Source organism: Synechococcus sp. R5-12, from assembly GCF_047502655.1.
Lineage (GTDB): Bacteria > Cyanobacteriota > Cyanobacteriia > Thermostichales > Thermostichaceae > Thermostichus.
In genome coordinates this window covers 1-22,399 of record NZ_JANSIM010000119.1, presented here as the reverse complement: position 1 = coordinate 22,399, position 22,399 = coordinate 1, and the positions used below count along the sequence as shown (strand labels likewise).

The window sequence follows — 22,399 nt, the reverse complement described above, 5'->3', positions numbered from 1 at the left end:
TGGCAACCTAGCTCGGTGCCAGGCCCACCACCCTAACCCAATCAGTAGGGGAGTATCTTGATCAAGTGATAGTGGTTGAGAGCTAGTTTTTGTTCATAGCTCCTCTCTCTTTATAAGAGAGGAGCTCAGGTTTTGCATAAGGTTTCACCTGTCAGTTCAACAGGCTAGATCCCATCCCAAACATTCCTGCATCACCTGGCCCAATAGGTACAGGGATCCGCAGATTACAGCTGGTGGCTCAGTGAGGTTTTTCGGCTTGAGCAACTGAGCCCGAAGAGCGGAGAGATTGGGCAGTGCCCGTGCCGAGGCGAGATGAGGCTGCAGAGTCTGGGCTAGCTGAGCAAGTTGCTCGGGATCCGTCCCAGAGTGGCCAGCAATTGGCAGAGCGAAAAAGCAATCTCCCGGTCGCAGCAGGGTGCTGAGAATGCCCTGGACATCCTTGGTGGTGAGGATGCCCATATACCAGGTGAGGGGGCCAGGTTGATACTTATCCAGATAGCGACGGAGAGCCTGGGCAGCGGGTAAGTTGTGGGCTCCGTCCATCAGCAACTGACGGGATCCAATCTGCACCCGCTGTAAGCGCCCCGGCCAACGGGTGATGGCAAATCCTTTTTCGACAGCGGCATCCGGGATCCGCCAGCCCTGTTGCTGTAGGGTTTCTACAACGGCAAGGGCTACTGCTGCATTGGTGAGTTGTACATCGCCGCTGAGGGGCAAGGTGAGGAGCTGCCCTCGCCAGTGGACGGTTTGAGGCTCTGACCATCGCAGAGGTTCGACCATCTTCAGGGGGCTTCGCAATTGCTCTGCCTTGGCTCGGATAACTGCTGTGACCTCTGGAGTTTGGGGTGCGCACACTGCCGGGATCCCTGGCTTGAGAATACCCGCCTTTTCAGAGGCAATTTGGGGAAGGCTGTTGCCCAAGCGCTGCCAATGATCCCAGCCGATGGAGGTGATAGCCGTTACCACCGGCTCGATCCCAGCATTGGTAGCATCCAGCCGCCCCCCCAGGCCCACTTCTATCACCGCCACATCCACCTTTTGCCGGCGGAAGTACAGCCAAGCGGCAGCGGTGATAACCTCAAACTGGGTGGGAGAAGCCTCGTCAGGGGCATAGGTTTGTAGGCAGTCTCGCACCTGGGCCAGCGCTTGGCTCCAGTCGTTGGCGGAAATGTATTCCCCGTTCAGCCAAATCCGTTCCCGCCAGTCCACCAAATGGGGAGAGGTGTAGCGGCCCACACGATAGCCTGCCGCCCACAACACGTGGCTGACCCAGGCACAGACGGATCCCTTGCCGTTGGTGCCGGCTACATGGATGGCCGGGATCCCAGCTTGGGGCTGTCCTAGACGCTGCAGCAAGACTTGCATGCGTTCCAGACTGAGATCCACACCAAAATGGCCCAGGGACTCCAGAAAGGCCGGCCAATCCCAGTCTGGGATCTGGGACAGGGTTAGGGACAAGTTGCTCTGGTTCAAGCAAAGACTCCGTCTTGCCAGGGTAGGTGAGATTTGGGATTTTTTCTAGGGGTCAACAATTCTAGAGGTTCACTACAAAAGCGTCACGGATGCCCGGCTGCTTGAGCACCTCTTCCAGGATCCCATCCGGCAGGGGATCGTCCAAGCTGAGCACCATGACTGCATCGCCGCGGATGATCTTGCGCCCCACCTGCATGCTGGCGATGTTGACATTGTAGGCTCCCAGCAGGGTGCCAATCCGTCCGATGATTCCCGGCATATCCCGGTGCAGGGTCATCAGCATGTTGGCGGAAGGGGGCACATTCACCGGGAACTCGTCGATCTGGGTAATCCGCACCTCTCGCTCCCCAATCAACGCCCCCGAAACCGAGCGGATCCCATTGGGGCCGTGGGCAATCAACGTCAGGGATCCGGAATAATCTTTCAAGGAGGGATCTCGGGTTTCCACCACCCGGATGCCCCGTTCTTTGGCCTCGATGGAGGCGTTGACGTAGTTGACCCGCTCCCGCAGCGCCAGCGTCAAAAGCCCTTTGAGGGCGGCAATGACGATCGGCTGCCCATCTTTTTCCGCCAGATCTCCCTGCAGGCGGATCTCCAACTGGTTGACGCGATCCCCCGCCAATTGGCCAACCAAGTTGCCTAGGGTTTCGGCCAAGTCCAGGTAGGGTCTGAGGTTTTGCAGCACCTCTGCCTGTAGGCCGGGGATGTTCACGGCAGAGCGGGCCGGCAGCCCCAGCAACACATCGCGGATCTGCTCGGCCACATCAATGGCCACATTCACTTGGGCTTCTTCGGTGGAGGCCCCCAAGTGGGGAGTGAGCAGGACTTCTTTGCCCAGGGAAAACAGCGGGGAGTCCTTCAGGGGCTCATTGGCAAATACATCCAAAGCCGCTCCGGCAATTTGGCCGGATTTCAGGGCTTCGTACAGGGCTTGTTCATCCACCAAACCGCCGCGGGCGCAGTTGATCAGGCGAGCGGTCGGCTTCATCATGCGAAAGGTTTCGGCGTTGAACAGGTTGGTGGTTTCAGGGGTTTTGGGAACGTGCAAGGTGATGTAGTCCGATTCCTGGACCAAAGTTGTGAAGTCCACCAGGCGCACCCCCAGTTGCTCTGCCCGCTCCACGGACAGATAGGGGTCATAGGCCAGCAGCTTCATCCCCATCGCCTTGGCAATCTGGGCCACATGGGATCCAATCCGACCCAATCCGACAATCCCCAGCGTTTTTTTGTAGACTTCTACGCCGACAAACTCTTGCCGATTCCACAGGCCCGACTTCAGAGAGGCATTGGCATCAGGTATGTGGCGGGAGAGGGCCATCATTAAGGCAATGGCGTGCTCGGCAGCGGCAATGGTGTTGCCCTCTGGGGAGTTGACCACCAGGATCCCGGCTTTGGTTGCGGCAGGCACATCGATGTTGTCAACGCCAACGCCCGCCCGCCCGATGATCTTCAAGTTCGTCCCCGCCTCGATCACCTCTCGGGTAACCCGTGTACCGGAGCGCACCATGATGGCATCGTAGTTGGGGATGACCGCGATCAACTGCTCTGGGGTGAGCTGAGTTTGCACATCCACCTGAGCGACTTGGGAGAGAATGTCGATCCCCGCCTGATCGATGGGATCTGTGACGATGACTCTGGGCATAAGCAGCGTTAGTCCAGTGGGATGGAGGGCAACAGAAGTAGGGGAACAGATTACCCAAAAAATTGGGTCTAAAGCTCCGTCCTACCGCTACGCAGTTCGCCTTGGCCTCAGGAAGCTGCAGGAGGGCTTTAATGCTATGGTCATCCTTAGCGGCAGGGTAGTCAACCGCTCTGTTCAAGCAAGCGGGCTATAGGCCTTAAGCCCAGCAGTGCGAAGGCCAACGAAGACACGCTGTGAATATTCTGGTCGTCAATGCCGGTTCCAGCAGCCTCAAATCCTCCCTATTTCTGACGGTTGAGGGAAGGGTGGAGGCCACGCCCATCTGGCAAGCCCAGGTGGATTTCACCTACAAGCCGGGGGAGGCCCTCATCCAGACTCGTCGGCGAGGCGGTGGGTGGGAATCTTTTCCCTCCGCTTCACCTGAGGGAGGGATCGGCCAACTGGCCCCGCTGTTTCAAAGCCTCTGGCAAGGGGAGGGATCCCTGCTCCCGCAGGCGGCTGAGATCGGCGGCGTCGGCCATCGGGTGGTGCATGGGGGATCCCTGTACCGGCAGCCCACCTTAATTACGCCAGAGGTGGAGAGGGCGATTGAGCAATTGATCCCCTTGGCCCCAGCCCACAACCCTGCTGCGCTGGCTGGCATCCGTCTGCTAAGGCAACTGTTGCCGGGGATCCCTCAGGTGGCCGTTTTCGACACCGCCTTCCACCAGCAAATGCCTCTGGCCGCAGCCCTTTACCCCCTTCCCTACGCTTGGGCTGAACAAGGGATCCGCCGCTACGGGTTTCATGGCATCAACCACGAGCATTGCGCCCGTCGCGCTGCCGAGATCTTGAACCGACCCCTGGAGGAGTTGCGGCTGATCACTTGTCACCTGGGCAACGGCTGCTCGTTGGCGGCCATTCGCGGGGGCAGAAGTGTGGACACCACCATGGGCTACACCCCCCTGGAGGGCTTGATGATGGGATCCCGGTCGGGGTCAGTGGATCCGGGCATTTTGATCCATCAGTTGCGCCAGGGCATGAGTGTGGATGAACTGGATCGGATCTTGAACCGAGAATCGGGGTTGAAGGGCGTTTCCGGCCTGAGCAGCGATATGCGGGTTGTGTTGGAGGCAATGGAGGCAGGCCATGCCCGGGCGGAGCTGGCTTTTGAGCTGTTTGTCCACCGTCTGCGCAGCCAGATTGGGGCAATGCTCATGAGCTTAGATCGGCTGGATGCGCTGGTGTTTTCTGGGGGGATTGGGGAAAACTCAGCACCGGTGCGGGCGGCAGCCTGTGCAGACCTAGGTTTTTTAGGGATCCAGATCGACCCGGTTTTGAATGCCGGATCCCCCCGCAACTGCGATATCAGCACTTCGGATGCTCCGGTGCGGGTTCTGGTGATCTCAGCCCAAGAGGACTGGGCCATTGCCACAGCTTGCCAAAACCTTTTGCAAGGGGAATAAGCGAAGGATCCCAGGCCGCTGCTTGCCAGGTTCTCTCCTTTCTGCCCACTGGCTTGGTGAAGATCAACCTCGGACAATAAGCTCAAGAAAGAAGGTCTTTTGAGACTCCTTTGGGATCTTTTGGGGATGGAGAAGAGATGATGCAACGGATACATGAACGGATCCCAGTGCTGGTGCTGCTGAGCAACGCTCTGGTGGGGTGTGGGGGTACAACCGGCAGCAGCAATCTTCCGCCCCTGCCACCTCCCATACCTGCTCCGTCCCTCACCATTACCGATCTCTCCCCGCGCACCGTCTCGGTGGGGCAAACCCCGACCTTTGTGGTGTCTTTCCGGGTAGAAGCCCCTGCCGGGATCCGGGGTTCCAACGCCTTTTTGGCTTCCGTCACCACCCCACTGGGCAATTTCGTAACCCTGGGAGCTTTTGATGCTGCTCAGTTGCCCGGCTGCTTCGTTGGGGCGACCACCTGCACCGTTACAGGGCTGACCCTGACCCAGAATCGCTTTACCCTCACTCAAACGGGATCCCATCAGCTCACCATCAGTGTGTTCGATCGGCAGGAGCGGCTGGGCAGCGGCAGTTTCCCATTTACCGGAGTGCTTTGAAAACGGTTTGGATAAAGACACAGAGGATACTAGTCTTGCAGGATCCCCAGAAACTCAAAACTCACTCTAGGCCCTATCTCTCAGGTGGATTTCTGAGGCTTCCGGCCAAGGGATCAGGCCACCTCGGTCAAACTTGAACGGCCTCGCCGTTCCTGAGGAGATCGAGTTTTGTTGCTTCAAATCGGGTGGGGATAAAGTCGAGTATGTAGTCACTCTAAACATCATGGTCTAAACATCATGAATGAAACCTTTCCGTCTGGCTCCCCTCTCCCTCTGGAAGAGGAGCTGAGGGTGGTCGCGGAAGCGGCGCGGAGCGTTTGGGCACGGTCTCCAGCAGGAATGTAACTCGGAGATCCCAACTCAGGTGATCCGGATCAGCGCAAGCCTTTGGTCAGGGGAGTAGGTTATAGTTATCCAAAAAGATAACAATTTTGACGAAAAAGACATCTTCTGCTTTCCCCAAGCTGACCTTTGGATATGCTGAAGCCGATCTAGGGAATGGAGGCGCTGAACTGTGGAGAATGGGATCGTGTGTCAACTCACTTTAGAATGGACCGAGGCCAACCGGCGCCGATCGCAAACGGTTTCGCCTGTTCCCTCCAAGCTGGTTACCATTGGACGGGATCCCAGCTGTGATGTGGTGCTCAATGACCCAACTCGCTCGGTCTCAGGAGTTCACGCCGGGCTTTATTTTGATCCCAAAACCTTAAACTTTCACATTCGCAACTTAACTCGGGATCGTTTGCCTCCTAAGCAGCCCAACCCTGTCTGGGTGAATGGCCGAAAAATGATTCAGGAGGAGCCTGCGCTTGAGGCCAATAGCCAAATTCAGTTGGGGCACATTGTGCTGAGGGTGAAGTCTATAGAAGTGGCCAGGAAGGATCAGGGGGATCTCCTCAGCCGCGGCACTTTGGACACCCTCAAGGTTAAGTGCAGCCGCCTGGAAAACCCTCACTACCTGCCCCCAGAATATCAGGGTCAGAATTGTCCCTACTGTGGACATTTGGTCTTGAGCGCTACCTTGGTGATCCCTCCTCCAGAAGCTGGCAAAGCCCCGCAATCTCCTGCCTAGGGCAACGATTCTTCCCACGGATCCCGGCGGCCAATCCAAGTCCATAAGGGATTGAAGAAAGGGATCCCAGACAAACCCCGAGGTGACCTGTGAGGTCGCGTTGTTCTGGGTTTTCTCAATGGCTCCATCATGATTTTTATAAAGGTGAGCAGAAGCTATGCAAATTCAACTGAGCTGGGAAGATCCCATCACCGAAGAACAGCAGGAGCTGATTTTTCCATTGCCTCTTGCCTTGGGCAGGGAGCTGGCCCAATTGCCACAGGAATGGCAAGGTCGAGAAGTGGCGCGGGCTGTGTTTGCCAGCCAGGAGATCTCCCGTTATCACGCCCTCGTCTATCTCGGTGAGGATGGCCAGGTCATCTATGAAGATCGCAGTGCCAACGGCAGCCGCATCAATGGGGAAAAAATCCGTCAGGCACGCCGGGTGCTCCAGGGGGGAGAAGTGGTGGAGCTTGGCCCCTACAGCATCACCGTGGGTTTGGTGTCCCCCAGGGATCCCAATGCCACCCTTCTGACCGCCACCCCTACTCTTTTGCTGGAGCCGCGCACCGAACTGATTCGCCCGGCCACCCAACCCGACACCGCATTTGAGGTTCCCCCGGCTTCCACGGTGGTTTTTGCCCCAGAGCAGCTTCCCGAGGTGCGGCCTGGCTCGGATTTTCCGCCGCCGGATTTGTTTCGAGCTGAGCAAATTGCCCTGAGCGCCCTCAAAGCCACCGGACTACCTGTGGAAGAGACCCTCTATTTGGCCTTGGGCGGCGGTATCGGCAGCTTTGTCTGGGTGGATACCCTGCGCATCTACGGGGTCAGACCGGAACACATCCGCGTCATCAGCATTGCCCGCAAACCCTACGAACGGTATGAACGGCTTTTGACCAACTGCCAGATCCCCCGCTGGAAGCGAATTCGCTCTGGCTCCGATTCTTGTCCAGACAACATTTGGGGCTGGCCTGGCTATGCTCTGCGGGATGCTTGGCGTTCCTTTTTCTCCGGCCGATTGTTGGAAGCATTCGGCTTTTTGTGGCAGGTATTTAGTGAGCCCTTGTTGGCAGATACCTATACGCCGCGGGCGGGGGATGTATTTGCCTCAATGGATCGGGAGGCAGCCCGAATTGGTTGGGAGCAAATGTTGTGTTACGGCCATATTCGCGCCATTCGCAAAACGGAGGATGGGCGATATGTGGTGGCCTATTCGGCAACGCGGCCCGGCCATACGGATCACCGTTTTATGGTGGCCAAGTATCTCCATTTGGCAACTGGATATCCGGCCATCAAGTTGCTCAACGACCTGCAGGAGTTTCGCGAAAAAACAGGAGATTTGAGATCGGTGGTACACGGCTATGAGCCTCATGATCACGTTTATGAGCAGTTGGAGAAACAAGGTGGCACCGTCCTAATTCGGGGATTTGGGATCGTCGCCTCTCAGGTGATGGAACGCCTTTACGAAGCCCGCAAAGTCAACCCCCGCATCTCGGTGGTGCATCTGAGCCGTGCGCCCAAAAGCGGTAATCGCTTCGGACGAGCCAAACGGGCAGTGGATAACCATTGGGAGTTTCAGCCCTTCAACTGGCCCAAGGGCACTTGGGGAGGAGTTCTGCGTGCCAAATTGGAAGCGGCGACCCCCCTGGAACGGCGCGAACTGCTGGAAGCTTGGGGCGGCACCACGACAGCAAGTCGGCGGAAATGGCGGCGGATCGTGCGGCAAGGGTTGCGAGAGGGCTGGTACTCGATTGTGTTCGGCAAGGTGGAGTCGGTGGTTCCCGGCGACAAGGGTAAGCCGGTAACCTACATTCGAGGTACCCACAACAACACGCAATTAAAGGTGGAGGCCGATTTCGTTATCGACTGTACGGGTTTGGTTTCGGATCCCATGACCAATCCTCTCCTCAACGATCTAATTACCCACTACAACCTGCCCCTCAATCCTCACGGGCGCTTGCATGTCTCCAACGACTTTGAGCTGGTGGAGATGCGCAACCGGGATGGGCGAATGTACGCCGCTGGGATCATCACCTTGGGCGGGCCCTATGCGCCGGTGGATACGTTTTTGGGTTTACAGTACTGTGCCCATCGCTCGGTGGAACACCTGGCTCGACTGCGGGCACCGGGGGTCAAAGGCTTAGAAGGGATCCGATCCCTGTGGCAATGGTGCAAGTGGGCCCTAAACATCAGCCCCTAGCTTGCCGACATTGGGCAACGCTCCTGGATTTTGCCGGATGTTTATGGTTATCAACGCTATTGTTGGCGACACATCATGGCTATTCCCCATCCCGTTGAACCTGGTGAAAGGGGTGTTGCGTTGATCCCCAACTCTTCTATACCAAAGGGGGAAGGGTTGGGGGTGAGGGCCAGAAGGTTCCCTCAAACAGACTGGGAGCGACACGGATCCTGATGATCTCGATAGGCAAAACTGCTGGAGGAAAAGATGACTCCGACCCTGATTGGCCGCTGGCAAACTCGCATTTTCTTATTGGCCACCGTTGGTGTTTTGGCAAGTTTACCCTTTTATTTTGGGATCACCGGACATGGCGGCAGCCTCACCTATTTTTGGGTATTGCTCTACGTGGGTCTGTTTGGCTGTGTTTGGGATGTTGTTTATAACTACCTGATGGGGTGGATGTGGGATCACGATTGGCCTGGGATCCTTCAGCTTTTGGCCGGCATTTGGGAAGGGCTTTTTTTGGGTACAGTCTTGAAGGTGGTGGGTCTTCCTTATATCCCAACCCAACGGTTTGACTTGGGAGATTTTATTCTCCACTACAGTGTGGTCTGGGTTTGCCTTTACCTCAGCGCTTGGGTGGTGATGCGCATTTTGTTTCCCCGCTGGCGCTTTCGCGGTGGAGAGTGGCTGGGGCCATGGCCTCGCTCCGGCAGCTAGAGAGGGGATCCATTGCCGTTAGAATCGGGCTGGGAGACCTCCCCGGATAAGTCTGTGTTTTGATCAGGTCTGTACAGGCTAAGGGGAGTTGAGACTTGTTGCTGACCCAGATTTTCACCCCATGCAAGCCTGTACCCTGATTGCCCGCGCCAAGATCAACCTCTACCTGGAAATCCTCGGCTCCCGTCCTGATGGGTATTCAGAGGTGGCGATGGTGTTGCAGAGCATTCATTTGGCGGATCGACTGCAGTTGAAGAGCCGTCCTCACGGGATCCACCTCACCTGCGATCGTCCAGAAGTGCCTGCAGATGCCCGCAACCTTGCCTATCAAGCCGCTGAGCTGCTGCAAAAAGAGTGTCACTCTGCCGCTGGCGTGGAGATTCACATCGAAAAGCACATTCCGGTGGCAGCAGGTTTGGCGGGGGGCTCGGCTGATGCGGCGGCGGTTTTGGTGGGGTTAAACCAACTGTGGGGGCTGGGCCTGACGGTGGGAGAGTTGCAGAGTTTGGCAGCCCGCTTGGGATCCGACATTCCCTTCTGTATCCAGGGGGGAACGCAACTGGCCACCGGGCGCGGGGAAGTTTTGGAGCCGCTGGCCGATTGGGAAGGGATCCCTGTGCTGCTGGCCAAGCCCAAGCACCTGGGGGTTTCGACTGCCTGGGCCTATCAAGCCTTTCGTTCTCGTCAGGGGAGCTTGGGAGGGGATGCCCTACCCAAACCCACACTGCCCACCTTGCCGCAGGCGTTGGCGGCTCTCAGCCGTCAGGATCCGCCGGCGTTAGCCAGGAGTTTGCGCAATGACTTGGAACAGGTGGTTTTGCCGGAGTACGCGATTGTAGGGGAACTGCGCCAAGCTCTTCTCTCGGCGGGGGCCCTGGGATCCCTGATGTCGGGGTCAGGGCCAACGGTCTTCGGAATCATGCCCAGCCTGGAGCTGGCCGCCCAAGCGCGCGACACCCTGCGTCGCCAGTTTCAAGATGTGGAGTTTTGGGTCACGCAGTTTGCCCCCACTGGGATTCTGCTGCAGCCGGATCCCTGTAGCCTCAGTCCTACCTAGGTTGTCGACTGGATGGGCTGAATGTGGGATCCCCACCAGCCTTCTCTATTCTTCCCTCTGCTTGGCATAGTAGGATGAGCACCTAAACTTAACCTTGCGTTCACAAACTGCTGGCTTTAGCGGTCAAGTTATCTCTCTGCTCTGAACCTCCCTCATGCCGCCCATCACCAAGATCCTGATCGCCAACCGGGGTGAGATTGCCCTGCGCATCATCCGCACCTGTCAGGAAATGGGGATCCGAACTGTGGCCGTTTACTCCACTGCGGATCAGAACTCCCTGCACGTCCAACTGGCGGACGAGGCTGTTTGCGTAGGAGATGCCCCGGTGGCCAAAAGCTACCTCAACATTCCCAACATCATCTCGGCAGCCCTCACCCGCGGGGCCACTGCCATTCATCCGGGCTATGGGTTCTTGGCGGAGAATGCCAAATTTGCCGAGATGTGTGCCGACCACAACTTGATCTTCATCGGCCCCTCGCCAGAGGCGATGCGCAAGATGGGCGACAAGGCCACGGCCCGCGAGACCATGCAAGCGGTGGGGGTGCCGACGGTGCCGGGCAGCCGCGGGTTGATCACCTCTGAGGAGGAGGCAGTGAAGCTGGCGGAGAAAATCGGCTACCCCGTGATCATCAAAGCCACCGCCGGTGGCGGGGGGCGGGGTATGCGGGTGGCGCGGGATGCCCAGGAGCTGCTGAAGATGCTGCGCACCGCTCAGGGGGAAGCCCAAGCAGCCTTTGGCAACGGCGGGGTTTACTTGGAGAAGTTCATCGAGCGCCCCCGTCATGTGGAGTTTCAAATCTTGGCGGATAGCCAGGGCAATGTGGTGCATCTGTACGAGCGGGATTGCTCCATTCAACGGCGGCATCAAAAGCTGTTGGAAGAGGCTCCCAGCCCGGCTTTGACTGCAAGCTTGCGCGCCCGCATGGGAGCAGCGGCGGTGAAAGCAGCCAAGGTGGTGAATTACGTGGGAGCGGGCACGGTGGAGTTTTTGCTGGACAAAAATGGCCAGTTTTACTTCATCGAGATGAATACCCGCATCCAGGTGGAGCACCCGGTTACCGAGATGGTGACAGGGCTGGATCTGATTGCCGAGCAGATTCGCATTGCCCAAGGTCAACCCCTCACCTTTCGCCAGAAGGATGTGGAGTTGCGGGGCCATGCTATCGAATGCCGCATCAACGCCGAGGATCCCAAGCAGCAGTTTCGGCCTTGCGCTGGCACGATCAGTGCCTATTTGCCCCCTGGGGGGCCGGGGGTGCGCATGGATTCCCACATCTACACCGACTACACCATTCCCCCCTACTACGATTCGCTGTTGGGCAAGCTGATCGTCTGGGGGCCTAACCGGGCAGCAGCCATCCGCCGCATGCAGCGGGCTTTGGGGGAATGTGCCATCACTGGGGTGCCCACCACGATCCCTTTCCACCAGCAGATCCTGCGCCACGAGGCTTTTTTGCGGGGCGAGGTGTACACGGATTTCATCACCCAACACCTGCTGCCCGGCCAGTAGCCATCGACTCTCAGGTCGGGATCCCTCTCTGGACAGCAGCTGGCCACAAGTTGAGGATAAAGTTAAGGGCTAGCAGAGGGATGGAGGTGGCAGGATGAGGGAGCCTCGATCGGGCTGGGCTCAGGAGACCCATCCCCAGAGTCAGCCGACTGGCCCTGCTCCCAGCCTCAGCCATCTGGCGGCGCAATTTTTGCAGGAGCGGCAGCGGGATCTGGCCCCGGCTAGCCGCCGCACCTATCGCATCGCTCTGGAGCAGTTTGCCAAAACTTGCCCCGTGCCGCTGCCCCAGGTGCAGCCTGCCCACGTCCAGTCCTTTTTGAACAGCTTGAAGGGCCGTCCGTTTCGCAACCGCTCCGGCCAGCGGATCCATCCGCCCGCTTCCCCGGCCACCTACAACCTGAAGCGGTTGGCCTTGCAGCAATTTTTTGAATGGGCCAGCCAAAGGGGCTACCTTCAGGATCCCCTGCCCACTCAAGCCATTCGACCTGCCCGCCTACCCGCTCGTTTGCCTCGCGATCTGGATCGGTTGTTGTTGCAGCGGGTGTTGCAGCGGGCCCAAAACCATTCTCTGCGCTACGCGGCTTTGATTCGCCTGATGCTGGAGTGCGGGCTGCGGGCCCAGGAGCTGTTGGACTTAACCGTTCAAGATTTTCAAATCGGCCCTGAGGGATCCCTGTTGGAAGTGCGCTGTGGCAAGGGGAGTAAACCTCGCGCTGTGGCAGTAGGGGATCCCCTCTCCGAGCTGTTGCAACAGTATCTGAGCCGAGAACGGGGCCCGTGCGCGCCGACGGATCCCTTGTTTGTTTCCCAATCTCGCTGCTTGGCCTACCGGGGGCGCCCCCTCACCTACGATGGCCTGCGGCATATTGTGCTCAAGCTAACCGAGCCTGAGCCGGGACATCAAACCCCCCACCAGTTTCGCCACAGTTTTGCCACCTTGTTGCTGGATCGCGGCGTTGCCCCCGAACACATTCAGCACTTGCTGGGCCACACAACTGCCGCCATGACGATGCGCTACACCCAGCGGGCCAACTTGAGAGCAGCCATCGCCCGTTCCCGCGAGATCTTGAATCAGGGCTTGGTTTAGGGATCCCTTAGTGTGCTATGGCCTCTATTGTTTCAAGTGAGACAGATGCAGATTGCTCGAAGAAAAGTGCAAAAAGGCCGCCACCAATACTCCCACCGGCTGCAACTGTCCCAACAACGCCACCCAAATAGCAATAAGGACGGGGGTTTGGATCCACAATAACGCCACAATAATGTATTTCCGGCTAATCTTCGGTGCCAACTTGGGGGCGACCTCTCAGCTTTTGGGGATCAGTCGCTTCGGACAGGCAGCACGGATATGGGATTCGCTCAGGTCGGGCATGAGAGCCAAGGCCCGCTGAGCATCAATTTGCGCTTCGCACACTGCCTCCAGTACCTGCTCAGCCATCAAGGAAAGGGGCATATCGGCGGTTTGCTCGGGATCGGTATCCACGGAAATTTGTCGGACTCTCACAGGGGGGGGTGGTAACACCGGCGGAGCTGCCTGCGGGGATAGGGTGGTGGAAGTGCCCACCTCCAACTGCGCTTCTGCCAGGGCCACACCGTGCCCCACTATCAGTAGGGATCCCAGCAGCAGGGGCCATCCTAGCCTACGACCCCCTCTGCCGAACTGAGTTGGATACTTCTGCCATTGCTCCAGACCGCTGATGTTCTCGGCCCTGTTGAGCCTGTTGCCGAGCATGTCACCTCTCCAAAACCACCCCTTTGCTCAAGATATCCAACACAGTTTGAATTTGCAGTAGGCTAGCGTTGGCTTTCCAAATAGCGCTCACCCGTTTCCAAACTTTGCCTGCTGTAGCTTCCATGGCCCGTCTATCCCAAGAACTAGCCCGGCTTTCCTGCCTTCCCGATAGCCCAGAGCAGCCCAAACTCCCTCCGGAAGGGTCGATCTGCATCGAAGACATCCTGGAACTGGCGGGCGAGCGCAGCTTTGGCTTGTTTTTGGCAGTGCTCTCTTTCCCTTCTGCTCTGCCGCTGCCAGCTCCCGGCTATTCCACTCCCTTTGGTGTGTTCATTGTGTTGCTGGCCCTTCAACTGGTGGCAGGGCGAACCACCCCTTGGCTGCCGAAATGGGTGTTGCAGACCTCTGTTGAACGGAAGCAATTTCAAAAGTGGGCGCAGGCCGGGATCCCGTGGCTGCAGCGGATTGAAAAGATTGCCCGTCCCCGCTGGCGGCAGCTCTGCACCACACGGCTTGGCCAAGTCTGGCTGGGCACCTGGATTGGCTTGATGGGGATTTCCATGATCATCCCCGTTCCAGGCACCAACACTCTGCCGGCGATGGGGGTTTTCGTCACCGCCTTTGGGCTTTTGGAAGAAGACGGGATCCTGTGCAGCTTGGGATCCCTGATCTGTGTAGCAGGAGGACTGCTGACCACTTCCATTTTGATCGGCCTGTGGTGGGGGGGAACAACCCTCTTGGATTGGCTGGGGAGATAGCCGTGCCGACACCACTTATGATTCCGGCCTTGCACCGGTTATCGGGATGTCGGGGCCAGCGCCAGATCCTGAGTGAGGCGCAGCTCGATCACCTGATTGGGATCCAGCACCACCACTTGCGGCGCCGTGACATTGCCGATCACCGCTCCGGCCACCCCCGCCCCCAGCACTTCTTCTGTGGCAATGGCATTGTCTCCGGTCACCAAGCCGAGAATGGCGCCCGCTGCCGCACCGATGGCTGCATCCTGAATGATTTTGCCTGTGGTGGTGTAGCGGGGATCCTTGACATCGTGAATGATGTCCGATTGGGCAGCCAAGGGGAACAGTTGGTTGTTGACGATAATGCTTTCCGCCACAAAACGGGTGCCCCCCGGGGCCGGCTCAAAGCGGCCATCCACCCGCGAGCCAAAAGGCACCAGAATATCTCCCTGGGCGTTGCGAATCGGGTTGCGGACGATCAAAGACATGGGCCGGGTTTCGTTGGGAGCAATGAAGAGGCGCTCGTTGAAGGGGGTGGTGGTTTGCATCAGGGTGCCCGCCGCCAGAGTGGAAAGACGCAGGTCAAAGCCTGGCTGGGAACCGGAGAGCAAGCCCCCTGGGTTTTGCGCCACCAAGGATCCCCGGTTGAGCATGGCCTGGTGGGTGAAGGCTGCCACCTCGGCACGAGTGGCGGGGCGGTTGGGTTCCAAGAGCATCGGGTCTGGATAATTGACGATCAACCCGGCGCGGTTGGCCGCTGCAATTTGCGCCAGGGCCCAATTGGGGATGGCTGCCGCATCTCGGTAGCGGCTGAAGAGATCGCTGGGCTGAGCGGCTGGGATCGCTCCCGTGTTGCCAATGGCGTTGGTCAAAACCACCAGCGCTTCGGTGCGGGTAACGGGCTGTTCAGGACGGAAGGTGCCATCAGGAAAGCCTGCGACTAAGTTGTTGGCCGCTGCCGTCGAGATGGCACTGGCTGCCCAGTGGGTGGGGGGCACATCCCGAAAGCCGATAAAAGTACCGGAGGTATTGCGGAGGCGGAAAGCGGTATTGACAATGGTGGCAAACTGAGCGCGGGTCACCGGCTCATTGGGGCGGAAGGTACCATCGGGGAAGCCGTTCAACACTCCTTGAGCGGAGAGGGTCTCAATGTAGGCTTGGGCCCAGTGGCCAAAGGTGTCGCGGAAGGGAGCGGCCATGGCCACCTGGCAGTGGATGCCCAAGACAGCTCCCGATAGGAGTATGCCTGCTGCACGTGGATTTAAAAGAGAGGGAAACATCGTTCGTTCACCGAGTTGTCGTAGCGCCCATTGCTGGGTCGATGGCTACTTTTATTCTGGCTATTTCCTCAGTGATGACAATGGCGGAAACCCTTGCTCTGAGGTAATTTGAGCGTTTCTAACCTAAGATTTGCAGCAAAACGCAACTGCAGAGGATTGATAAGGAAACCCCTAAATCTCTGTCGCGTCAGGCCCAAGTCTGGTCACTCTTGAGGGTAATGGGGGAGCAACAACTTATTATTGTTATTGGAATTGATTGGATTCACGGGATCCCAGCCAACCGGCGGGCCACCAGGGCGGGAAGTTGAGCCAACGGGATCCCTTCCAGGGTTTCTGCTGCAAAAGCGCAGGTGAGAAGTTGCCTGGCCTCAGCTTGGGGAATACCCCGGCTTTGCAGATAAAAGATCTCTTCCGCCTCCAGTTGGCTGACGGTGGCCCCGTGGGCACACTTGACGTTGTCGGCAAAGATCTCCAGTTGCGGCTGGGTGTCGACCCGGGCTTTGGGGCCTAGGAGCAGGTTGCGGTTGGTCTGGGCGGCGTCCGTCAGTTGGGCCTCTCGGCTCACCAGAATCCGTCCGCTGAAGACCGCATGGGCCGTCTCGTCCACAATGCACTTGTGCAATTGGCGGCTGCTGCCGTGGGGGGCCTGATGCACCAGGCGGGAGTGGGTGTCGCTGTGCTGGGATCCCTTCAGCAGCGTTAGCCCCTGCAGTTGGGTGTGGGCCTGGGCTCCGGCTTGGGTGATCTCCAGGTTGTGGCGAGAAAACTGGGATCCCCACTGAATCGCCTGGAGGCGGTAGTGGCTGTTGCGGCTTTGGCGCACGGCGGTCTTGTTGATGTGGAAGGCTGGGGATCCCTGCCTTTGCAAAATCACATGGTGCAAACGAGATCCCTCTGCCAGGGCGATCTCCGTAACCGCGTTGCCAAAGGGGATCCCGGATCCCAGGGATACATGATCTTCGATCAGCGTGAGGGAGCTGTGGGCTTGCAAAGACAGCAGGCAGCGGGGCTGGGCCAAAACGGCCTCTCCCTCAGGAGCCACCGTTATGAACAGCAGGTGCAGCGGTGACAGAACTTCCTGGCCGGGCTGTAGGCCAATCTGGATCCCATCTCCCAGATGAGCGGTGTTGAGGGCCGTAAACACATCCGTCTTGGCCAGGGTTTGCAGCAACTCCCCTGGGGCTTGGGCTAAAGGGATCACCTGCAAAGCGGTGGGCAGGCCGCTCAAATCAGAAAGCTGGGGGGCAAAGTAGCCGTTGACGAACACGGCGTGGCTATAGCTGGCTTCCGGCCAAAGCCAGGGCTCTAGGGTTGCTGCATCCAGAGCCGGATCCCCCGCGGCAGCCAGGCGAAACTCGTGGGCCAGCAGTGGCGAGAGATCGCTGTATTTCCAATCCTCTTCCCGTGGGGTCGGGATCCCCAGTTCGGCCAATTGGGCGCGGGCCTGCTGCCTAAGGGTGGTGTAGGGATCCTGCCTTTCCGGGATTTGGCCGAGGATGTGCTCCAGGAATAGGCGGCTCTCTGGGGCAAAAGGTTTGGGCAAGGTGGCGCTCATCCCTCTTTCTCCTGCCGAGATGTCGCAGCTGCCGGTTCTTGACCCGACTGAGTTTTGATCCAGTCGTAGCCCCGTTCCTCCAGCTCCAGCGCCAAGGTCTTGTCCCCACTGATGACGATACGACCCCCCTCCATCACGTGCACGTAGTCGGGGGTTACATAGTCCAGCAAGCGTTGGTAGTGGGTGATCAAGAGCATGGCATTCTCAGGGCCGGCCAGTCGGTTGATGCCGTGGGCCACAATGCGCAGCGCGTCGATATCCAGGCCGGAATCCGTCTCGTCCAAAATGGCCAGCGTGGGCTCCAACACCGCCATTTGCAGGATCTCGTTGCGCTTTTTCTCGCCGCCGGAAAAGCCCTCATTCACAGAGCGCTCCAAAAAAACGGGATCCATTTTGACAATATCCAACTTTTCCCGTACCAGGTCGTCAAAATCCAGAGCATCCAGTTCCGGCTGATCCCGATATTTCTGTCGAGCGTTGTAGGCGGCGCGCAGGAAATCCAAGTTGCTCACCCCCGGAACCTCGATGGGGTATTGAAACGCCAAGAAGATCCCTGCCCAAGCCCGCTCCTCCGGTTCCATTTCCAGAAGATTCTTGCCCAGATAGAGGATCTCGCCCCCCGTCACCCTGTAGTCAGGGTGGCCGGCTAAGATCTTGGAAAAAGTGCTTTTTCCAGAGCCATTGGGGCCCATGATGGCGTGGATTTCTCCGGCGCGAATTTCCAGGCTCAACCCCTTGAGAATGGGGGTGCCGTCGATCTCGGCGCTGAGATCTCGAACGGATAAGATGACAGGGCTGTTTTCACGGATCATGGCTAGACTCTAGGGTTGACACCGAAGGGCAGGAGCTGAAAAGTTAAGGGATCCCTAAACCAGGTTTGGATTTTGGGCCTAAGGATCCCCTATAGCTCTATTGGGAGCGACGATTGAGGATGTCCCGAATTTCTGCCAGCAAGACCACTTCTGATGGGGGCGATATAGAAGGAGATTCTTCCTCCTTTCGCTGTAGAGTGTTGATCGCTCTCAATAGTAAGAAGAGAGCAAAAGCGATAATCACAAAATCAAACACAGCTTGCAGAAAGCTACCGTAGTTAATCGTAACTGGGTCTTCAGGACTTCCACCGATTTTCCAGACCAAGTTCTGGAAGCTCACTCCACCAATCATCAAGCCTAAAACCGGAGTAAATAGATCTGCTACAAAAGAAGTCACAATCTTCCCAAAAGCACCTCCAATAACAACGCCAACAGCCAAATCTAAGGCATTGCCCCGGCTGATGAACTTTTTGAACTCCTCCAGAAATGCCCTCATGGGGAACTTCTCCTGCCTAGCCTTACGGTTCAAAACTCCTTGATTATCCCCTCTCCCCCCCTGCATCCATGCGCTGTTTGCAACGTCGCCAAGCCCTTGGGCCGCCTCTGGCTTCAGGGGATCACAGCCCTCTGCCTTGGGAGTTACCTAACCCCTTACCCTTCTCCTGAAAATGGCAGCGCCTGCTCCCACAGCGTGTCAGCGGCCTCGCCCACTTGCTCAGCTTCACGTCGGGAACAATCCCCTAGCCGACGGATCCCTCTAACTTCAGGCTCAGCAACCGATCGGCTTCTACGGCAAACTCCATCGGCAGTTGGTTGAACACCTCTCGGCAGAAGCCACTGATGATCATGGACACGGCATCTTCCATGCCGATCCCGCGCGACTGGAAATAGAACAATTGCTCTTCTCCAATCTTAGAGGTGGAAGCTTCGTGCTCCACTTTGGCGGTGTTGTTTTGCACCTCAATATAGGGGAAGGTGTTGGCGCTGCACTGATCCCCGATCAACATGGAATCGCACTGGGAAAAGTTGCGGGCACCTTCCGCTTTCGGCCCGATTTTGACCAGACCGCGGTAGCTGTTTTTGGAGTGTCCCGCCGAGATGCCCTTGGAAATGATTTTGCTGCGGGTGTTGCGGCCCACGTGAATCATCTTGGTGCCGGTATCGGCCTGCTGGTAGTGGTTGGTGAGGGCAACCGAGTAAAACTCGCCCACCGAGTTTTCCCCCACCAGCACACAGCTGGGGTACTTCCAGGTGATGGCGGAGCCGGTCTCCACTTGCGTCCAAGAGATTTTGGAGTTGGCCCCCTGACACAGGCCGCGCTTGGTTACAAAGTTATAAATGCCCCCTTTGCCGTTTTCGTCGCCGGCATACCAGTTCTGCACCGTCGAGTACTTGATCTCGGCATTGTCTAGGGCGATCAGCTCCACCACCGCCGCATGCAGTTGGTTGGTGTCGAACATGGGGGCAGTACACCCTTCTAAGTAGCTGACGTAGGATCCCTCGTCGGCAATGATCAAGGTGCGCTCAAACTGGCCCGATTCGCCGTTGTTGATGCGGAAATAGGTGGAAAGCTCCATGGGACAGCGCACCCCTTTGGGCACATAGACAAAGGATCCATCACTGAACACTGCCGAGTTCAGCGCAGCGTAGTAGTTATCAGCAATGGGAACCACACTGCCCAAGTACTTGCGCACCAGCTCCGGATACTCCCGCAGTGCCTCCGACATGGAGCAGAAGATCACGCCTTCCTTGGCCAGCTTTTCCCGGAAGGTGGTGGCTACCGAAACGCTGTCGAAGATGGCATCCACCGCCACATTGGCCAGCCGCTTCTGTTCAGACAAGGGGATCCCCAATTTCTCGAAGGTCTCCAACAGCACCGGATCCACTTCGTCCAGGCTCTTTTTCTTGGGCTGCACCTTGGGGGCCGAGTAGTAGACAATGTTTTGGTAGTCAATGGGCGGGTAGCTGACGTTGGGCCAGGTGGGCTCGCTCATCTTCAGCCACTGGCGGTAGGCCCGCAGCCGGAACTCTAGCATAAAGTCCGGCTCCCCTTTCTTGGCCCAGATCTGCCGAATCACCTCTTCGTTCAAGCCTTTGCCAATCGACTCAGAGGGGATGTCGGTTACAAAGCCGTACTTGTAGGGCTGGTTGACCAGGGCGCGGACGCTCGTAGACATGGATGGCTCTCGGGTAGTGACAGGGTAGAAACGCGACTAAGACAGATGGCCAAATAAAACAACAGAGTTGTTGTTTAACTGATCCTCAGGTTACTTTAGCAATGATCCCGTTGTCAAAATAGCAGAGAGCTGTGCTGGCAGCGGCAGCCGATGGATCCCAGTCTAACCAGGAGGGCGAGGGTGGACAGCACGCGCAAGATCTCCGGGCAGGTCGCTCAACCCGCTTCGAGTAAGCAGGCCATCTTGGTCTATCTGCGCAAGGCGGGGCAGGCCAACGCCCAAACGCTGGCAGAGCACCTGCGCATTTCTCCCCAGGCCATCCGCCGCCACCTCAAGGATCTGGAGGCAGAGGGGTTGATCCAACATGTCGCTCAACCCAATGGTCTAGGGCGACCCCAGCATCTCTATCAGCTCAGCCCCTTGGGAGAAGAGCAGTTCCCCGCCGGCTACGACGAGTTTGCCCTTGGCCTGCTCAACACCCTGGCCGAAACTCTGGGATCCGAACAGATGGGATCCCTTCTCCACCACCAGTGGCAGCGCAAAGCCCGGGAGTATCAGGCCCAACTGGGATCCGGATCCCTGCGGGAGCGGCTGGAGCGTTTGGTGCAGTTGCGCCAGGCAGAGGGTTACATGGCGGAGTACTACCCCTATCCTGCCGACCTGACTGTGCCGCTGGCAGCAGAGGGATCCGAGTATTACGTCGAGCAGTATGTGTTGGTTGAGCACAATTGCGCCATTGCTCAGATTGCCCACACCTTTCCCAGCGTCTGCGGCCACGAGCTGGAGATGTTTGCTGCCGCCTTGCCCGATTGCCGGGTAGAGCGCATCACCTGGCAGGTGCAGGGAGAACACCCCTGCGGCTACTGGATTGCCAAGCCAGCGGCTCGGTCGACTTAAGACTTCCCCAGGAAACCGGATCCCTGAGGTGTCAAACGAGGTTTTTTCGGGTATAGTTATCTCGTACAGGTTTTAAGTTTGTTCTCCGCATGATCTGGCGCGCTTCCTTTTTTGGCTACTTTACCTTTCCCTGGCAACGACCAGGGCAGAAGGGTGGCGCGTAAACAAAGACCTACAGTTTACCCGAGTCAGTCCTGAAGCCCTGAGCCCAGCGCCAGGGCTTTTTTGATGGCTCGACGACCCCATCTACCCACTTGCACGCTGAGGACAGTTCCATGCCCCCTCAAACCGACAATTGCAATATCCAAGAGGTGACTCCCTTGATTGCCCCTGCTGCTGTCAAGGCCAAGCTGCCCCTTACGGAAACGGCAGCCCAGGTGGTGCTCTCCACTCGGCAAGCCATCCGCGACATCATCCACGGACGGGATCTCCATCGCTTGGTGGTGATCGTCGGCCCCTGTTCCATCCACGATCCCGCAGCGGCTCTGGAGTATGCCCATCGCCTCAAGCGGGTGGCCGACCAAACTCGGGAGCACCTGGTGATCGTTATGCGCACGTATTTTGAGAAACCCCGCACCACGGTGGGCTGGAAGGGCCTGATCAACGATCCCCACCTGGATGGCTCCTGCGACATTGCCACCGGCCTGCAACTGGCCCGTTCCATTCTCTTGCAGATCAACGAGCTGGGCCTGGCCTGTGCCACCGAGATGCTGGATCCGGTGACCCCTCAGTACACGGCAGATCTGGTGAGCTGGGCGGCCATTGGCGCCAGAACCATCGAAAGCCAAACTCACCGGGAAATGGCCAGCGGCCTCTCCATGCCTGTGGGCTTCAAAAACGGCACCGACGGGCGGCTGGAAATTGCGCTCAATGCCATTCTCTCCGCCAGCCATCCCCACAGTTTCCTGGGCATCGGCCAAGATGGCATGACGGCTCTGGTGAAAACCACCGGCAACCCGGATCGACACATTGTGTTGCGGGGGGGAGGGGGCAAGACCAACTACGGCCCGGAAGATGTGGCGCGGGCGGCACTGCTGATGAAGGATCAAGGGATCCCTCGCTCGGTGATGGTGGACTGCTCCCATGACAACTCCCACAAAAATTACCGCAACCAGGGATCCGTCTGTCGAGCGGTGCTACAGCAGTACCAGGCGGGGCAGCGGGCTCTGATGGGGCTGATGCTGGAGAGCAACCTCTACCCGGGCAAGCAAACCTGGCAGGAAGGGGCGCCGCTCCAGTACGGGGTTTCCATCACCGATGGCTGCATCGGCTGGGAAGAGACGGAAGATCTGTTGTGGGAGATGGCAGCGACCGTAGAGGGGAGAGCGTTGGCCCTCAGCCATTGAGGGATGGGGATCCCGGAGTTTGTTAAAGAATCAAAAAGGAAATGGGAACAGGGGGCAACCGGCTCCTAAGGTCGAGCCAAGGTTTCGTTGTTTCGTCAGGCCCTGTGGGATGGGGTCTCCAGGTCGATCTTGGAGGATGTGATGGAGCATGACTCTAGTCAATAATAAGCTCAACTATACTGAA

At 58.0% G+C, this 22,399-nt stretch carries 19 protein-coding genes; 11 read left to right on the top strand and 8 right to left on the bottom strand.

Features of this window, described 5'->3' with window-relative positions; translation table 11 throughout:
* Positions 1 to 156: 156 nt before the first annotated feature.
* Both NW843_RS07365 and serA read right to left on the bottom strand, forming a co-directional pair.
* Entirely contained in the window at positions 157 to 1,473 is a 1,317-nt protein-coding gene (locus NW843_RS07365; RefSeq protein ID WP_414522546.1) for a bifunctional folylpolyglutamate synthase/dihydrofolate synthase, read from the bottom strand.
* A 61-nt stretch (positions 1,474 to 1,534) separates the two neighbouring features.
* Positions 1,535 to 3,115: a phosphoglycerate dehydrogenase gene (serA, locus tag NW843_RS07360; RefSeq protein ID WP_414332254.1), complete on the bottom strand. Its 1,581-nt coding sequence runs from the start codon at positions 3,113 to 3,115 to the stop codon at positions 1,535 to 1,537.
* Positions 3,116 to 3,348: 233 nt separating this feature from the next.
* On the opposite strand from serA, the gene NW843_RS07355 reads away from it, so the two are divergent.
* The 8 genes from NW843_RS07355 (at position 3,349) to NW843_RS07320 (ending at position 12,769) form a co-directional block, all read left to right on the top strand.
* A complete protein-coding gene (locus tag NW843_RS07355; protein ID WP_414413710.1) occupies positions 3,349 to 4,560 on the top strand; it encodes an acetate kinase in 1,212 nt (403 codons plus the stop codon).
* Between the two features lie 137 nt (positions 4,561 to 4,697).
* Positions 4,698 to 5,165 (top strand): hypothetical protein, encoded by a 468-nt coding sequence (locus NW843_RS07350; RefSeq protein WP_414522545.1) that lies wholly within the window; start codon positions 4,698 to 4,700, stop codon positions 5,163 to 5,165.
* 529 nt (positions 5,166 to 5,694) lie between these two features.
* Positions 5,695 to 6,237, top strand: coding sequence for an FHA domain-containing protein (locus NW843_RS07345; protein WP_414522544.1), 543 nt, complete (start codon positions 5,695 to 5,697; stop codon positions 6,235 to 6,237).
* A gap of 157 nt (positions 6,238 to 6,394) precedes the next feature.
* Positions 6,395 to 8,416 (top strand): FHA domain-containing protein, encoded by a 2,022-nt coding sequence (locus NW843_RS07340; protein ID WP_414382798.1) that lies wholly within the window; start codon positions 6,395 to 6,397, stop codon positions 8,414 to 8,416.
* A 246-nt stretch (positions 8,417 to 8,662) separates the two neighbouring features.
* Positions 8,663 to 9,115, top strand: coding sequence for a hypothetical protein (locus NW843_RS07335; protein WP_414388642.1), 453 nt, complete (start codon positions 8,663 to 8,665; stop codon positions 9,113 to 9,115).
* 121 nt (positions 9,116 to 9,236) lie between these two features.
* Positions 9,237 to 10,172 (top strand): 4-(cytidine 5'-diphospho)-2-C-methyl-D-erythritol kinase, encoded by a 936-nt coding sequence (gene ispE / locus NW843_RS07330; protein WP_414522547.1) that lies wholly within the window; start codon positions 9,237 to 9,239, stop codon positions 10,170 to 10,172.
* Between the two features lie 154 nt (positions 10,173 to 10,326).
* Entirely contained in the window at positions 10,327 to 11,682 is a 1,356-nt protein-coding gene (accC, locus tag NW843_RS07325) for an acetyl-CoA carboxylase biotin carboxylase subunit (protein ID WP_011433007.1), read from the top strand.
* A gap of 94 nt (positions 11,683 to 11,776) precedes the next feature.
* Positions 11,777 to 12,769 (top strand): tyrosine-type recombinase/integrase, encoded by a 993-nt coding sequence (locus tag NW843_RS07320; RefSeq protein WP_414522543.1) that lies wholly within the window; start codon positions 11,777 to 11,779, stop codon positions 12,767 to 12,769.
* Between the two features lie 216 nt (positions 12,770 to 12,985).
* On the opposite strand, the gene NW843_RS07315 is transcribed toward NW843_RS07320, so the two are convergent.
* Positions 12,986 to 13,411, bottom strand: coding sequence for a hypothetical protein (locus NW843_RS07315; RefSeq protein WP_414522542.1), 426 nt, complete (start codon positions 13,409 to 13,411; stop codon positions 12,986 to 12,988).
* 122 nt (positions 13,412 to 13,533) lie between these two features.
* Here NW843_RS07315 and NW843_RS07310 point away from each other — a divergent pair, with 122 nt between their 5' ends.
* On the top strand, positions 13,534 to 14,169 hold the full coding sequence (locus NW843_RS07310) for an exopolysaccharide biosynthesis protein (protein WP_414522541.1): 636 nt from the start codon (positions 13,534 to 13,536) through the stop codon (positions 14,167 to 14,169).
* Between the two features lie 38 nt (positions 14,170 to 14,207).
* Here the strand turns inward: NW843_RS07310 and NW843_RS07305 are convergent, their stop codons facing one another.
* From NW843_RS07305 to sufB, 5 genes are all read right to left on the bottom strand, one after another.
* A complete protein-coding gene (locus tag NW843_RS07305) occupies positions 14,208 to 15,371 on the bottom strand; it encodes an S-layer homology domain-containing protein (protein ID WP_414522540.1) in 1,164 nt (387 codons plus the stop codon).
* A gap of 319 nt (positions 15,372 to 15,690) precedes the next feature.
* Complete coding sequence (gene sufD / locus NW843_RS07300) at positions 15,691 to 16,983, bottom strand: Fe-S cluster assembly protein SufD (RefSeq protein ID WP_414522539.1); 1,293 nt, start codon at positions 16,981 to 16,983, stop codon at positions 15,691 to 15,693.
* Positions 16,980 to 17,795 (bottom strand): Fe-S cluster assembly ATPase SufC, encoded by an 816-nt coding sequence (gene sufC / locus NW843_RS07295; protein WP_414522538.1) that lies wholly within the window; start codon positions 17,793 to 17,795, stop codon positions 16,980 to 16,982. The genes sufD and sufC overlap by 4 nt, the downstream gene beginning before the upstream one ends.
* Before the next feature lie 97 nt (positions 17,796 to 17,892).
* Entirely contained in the window at positions 17,893 to 18,291 is a 399-nt protein-coding gene (gene mscL / locus NW843_RS07290; RefSeq protein ID WP_414522537.1) for a large-conductance mechanosensitive channel protein MscL, read from the bottom strand.
* 244 nt (positions 18,292 to 18,535) lie between these two features.
* Positions 18,536 to 19,972 (bottom strand): Fe-S cluster assembly protein SufB, encoded by a 1,437-nt coding sequence (gene sufB, locus NW843_RS07285; RefSeq protein WP_414357846.1) that lies wholly within the window; start codon positions 19,970 to 19,972, stop codon positions 18,536 to 18,538.
* Between the two features lie 180 nt (positions 19,973 to 20,152).
* Here sufB and sufR point away from each other — a divergent pair, with 180 nt between their 5' ends.
* Both sufR and NW843_RS07275 read left to right on the top strand, forming a co-directional pair.
* A complete protein-coding gene (gene sufR / locus NW843_RS07280) occupies positions 20,153 to 20,869 on the top strand; it encodes an iron-sulfur cluster biosynthesis transcriptional regulator SufR (RefSeq protein ID WP_414522536.1) in 717 nt (238 codons plus the stop codon).
* A gap of 275 nt (positions 20,870 to 21,144) precedes the next feature.
* Positions 21,145 to 22,215 (top strand): 3-deoxy-7-phosphoheptulonate synthase, encoded by a 1,071-nt coding sequence (locus tag NW843_RS07275; RefSeq protein WP_414332215.1) that lies wholly within the window; start codon positions 21,145 to 21,147, stop codon positions 22,213 to 22,215.
* Positions 22,216 to 22,399 lie beyond the last annotated feature (184 nt).

Coding starts and splice junctions, on each gene's coding strand:
- NW843_RS07275 (WP_414332215.1), top strand. CDS start 21,145: ATGCCCCCTCAAACCGACAATTGCAATATCCAAGAGGTGACTCCCTTG.
- NW843_RS07310 (WP_414522541.1), top strand. CDS start 13,534: ATGGCCCGTCTATCCCAAGAACTAGCCCGGCTTTCCTGCCTTCCCGAT.
- NW843_RS07340 (WP_414382798.1), top strand. CDS start 6,395: ATGCAAATTCAACTGAGCTGGGAAGATCCCATCACCGAAGAACAGCAG.
- sufC (WP_414522538.1), bottom strand. CDS start 17,795: ATGATCCGTGAAAACAGCCCTGTCATCTTATCCGTTCGAGATCTCAGC.
- ispE (WP_414522547.1), top strand. CDS start 9,237: ATGCAAGCCTGTACCCTGATTGCCCGCGCCAAGATCAACCTCTACCTG.
- mscL (WP_414522537.1), bottom strand. CDS start 18,291: ATGAGGGCATTTCTGGAGGAGTTCAAAAAGTTCATCAGCCGGGGCAAT.
- NW843_RS07350 (WP_414522545.1), top strand. CDS start 4,698: ATGATGCAACGGATACATGAACGGATCCCAGTGCTGGTGCTGCTGAGC.
- accC (WP_011433007.1), top strand. CDS start 10,327: ATGCCGCCCATCACCAAGATCCTGATCGCCAACCGGGGTGAGATTGCC.
- NW843_RS07335 (WP_414388642.1), top strand. CDS start 8,663: ATGACTCCGACCCTGATTGGCCGCTGGCAAACTCGCATTTTCTTATTG.
- sufD (WP_414522539.1), bottom strand. CDS start 16,983: ATGAGCGCCACCTTGCCCAAACCTTTTGCCCCAGAGAGCCGCCTATTC.
- NW843_RS07315 (WP_414522542.1), bottom strand. CDS start 13,411: ATGCTCGGCAACAGGCTCAACAGGGCCGAGAACATCAGCGGTCTGGAG.
- sufB (WP_414357846.1), bottom strand. CDS start 19,972: ATGTCTACGAGCGTCCGCGCCCTGGTCAACCAGCCCTACAAGTACGGC.
- NW843_RS07320 (WP_414522543.1), top strand. CDS start 11,777: ATGAGGGAGCCTCGATCGGGCTGGGCTCAGGAGACCCATCCCCAGAGT.
- serA (WP_414332254.1), bottom strand. CDS start 3,115: ATGCCCAGAGTCATCGTCACAGATCCCATCGATCAGGCGGGGATCGAC.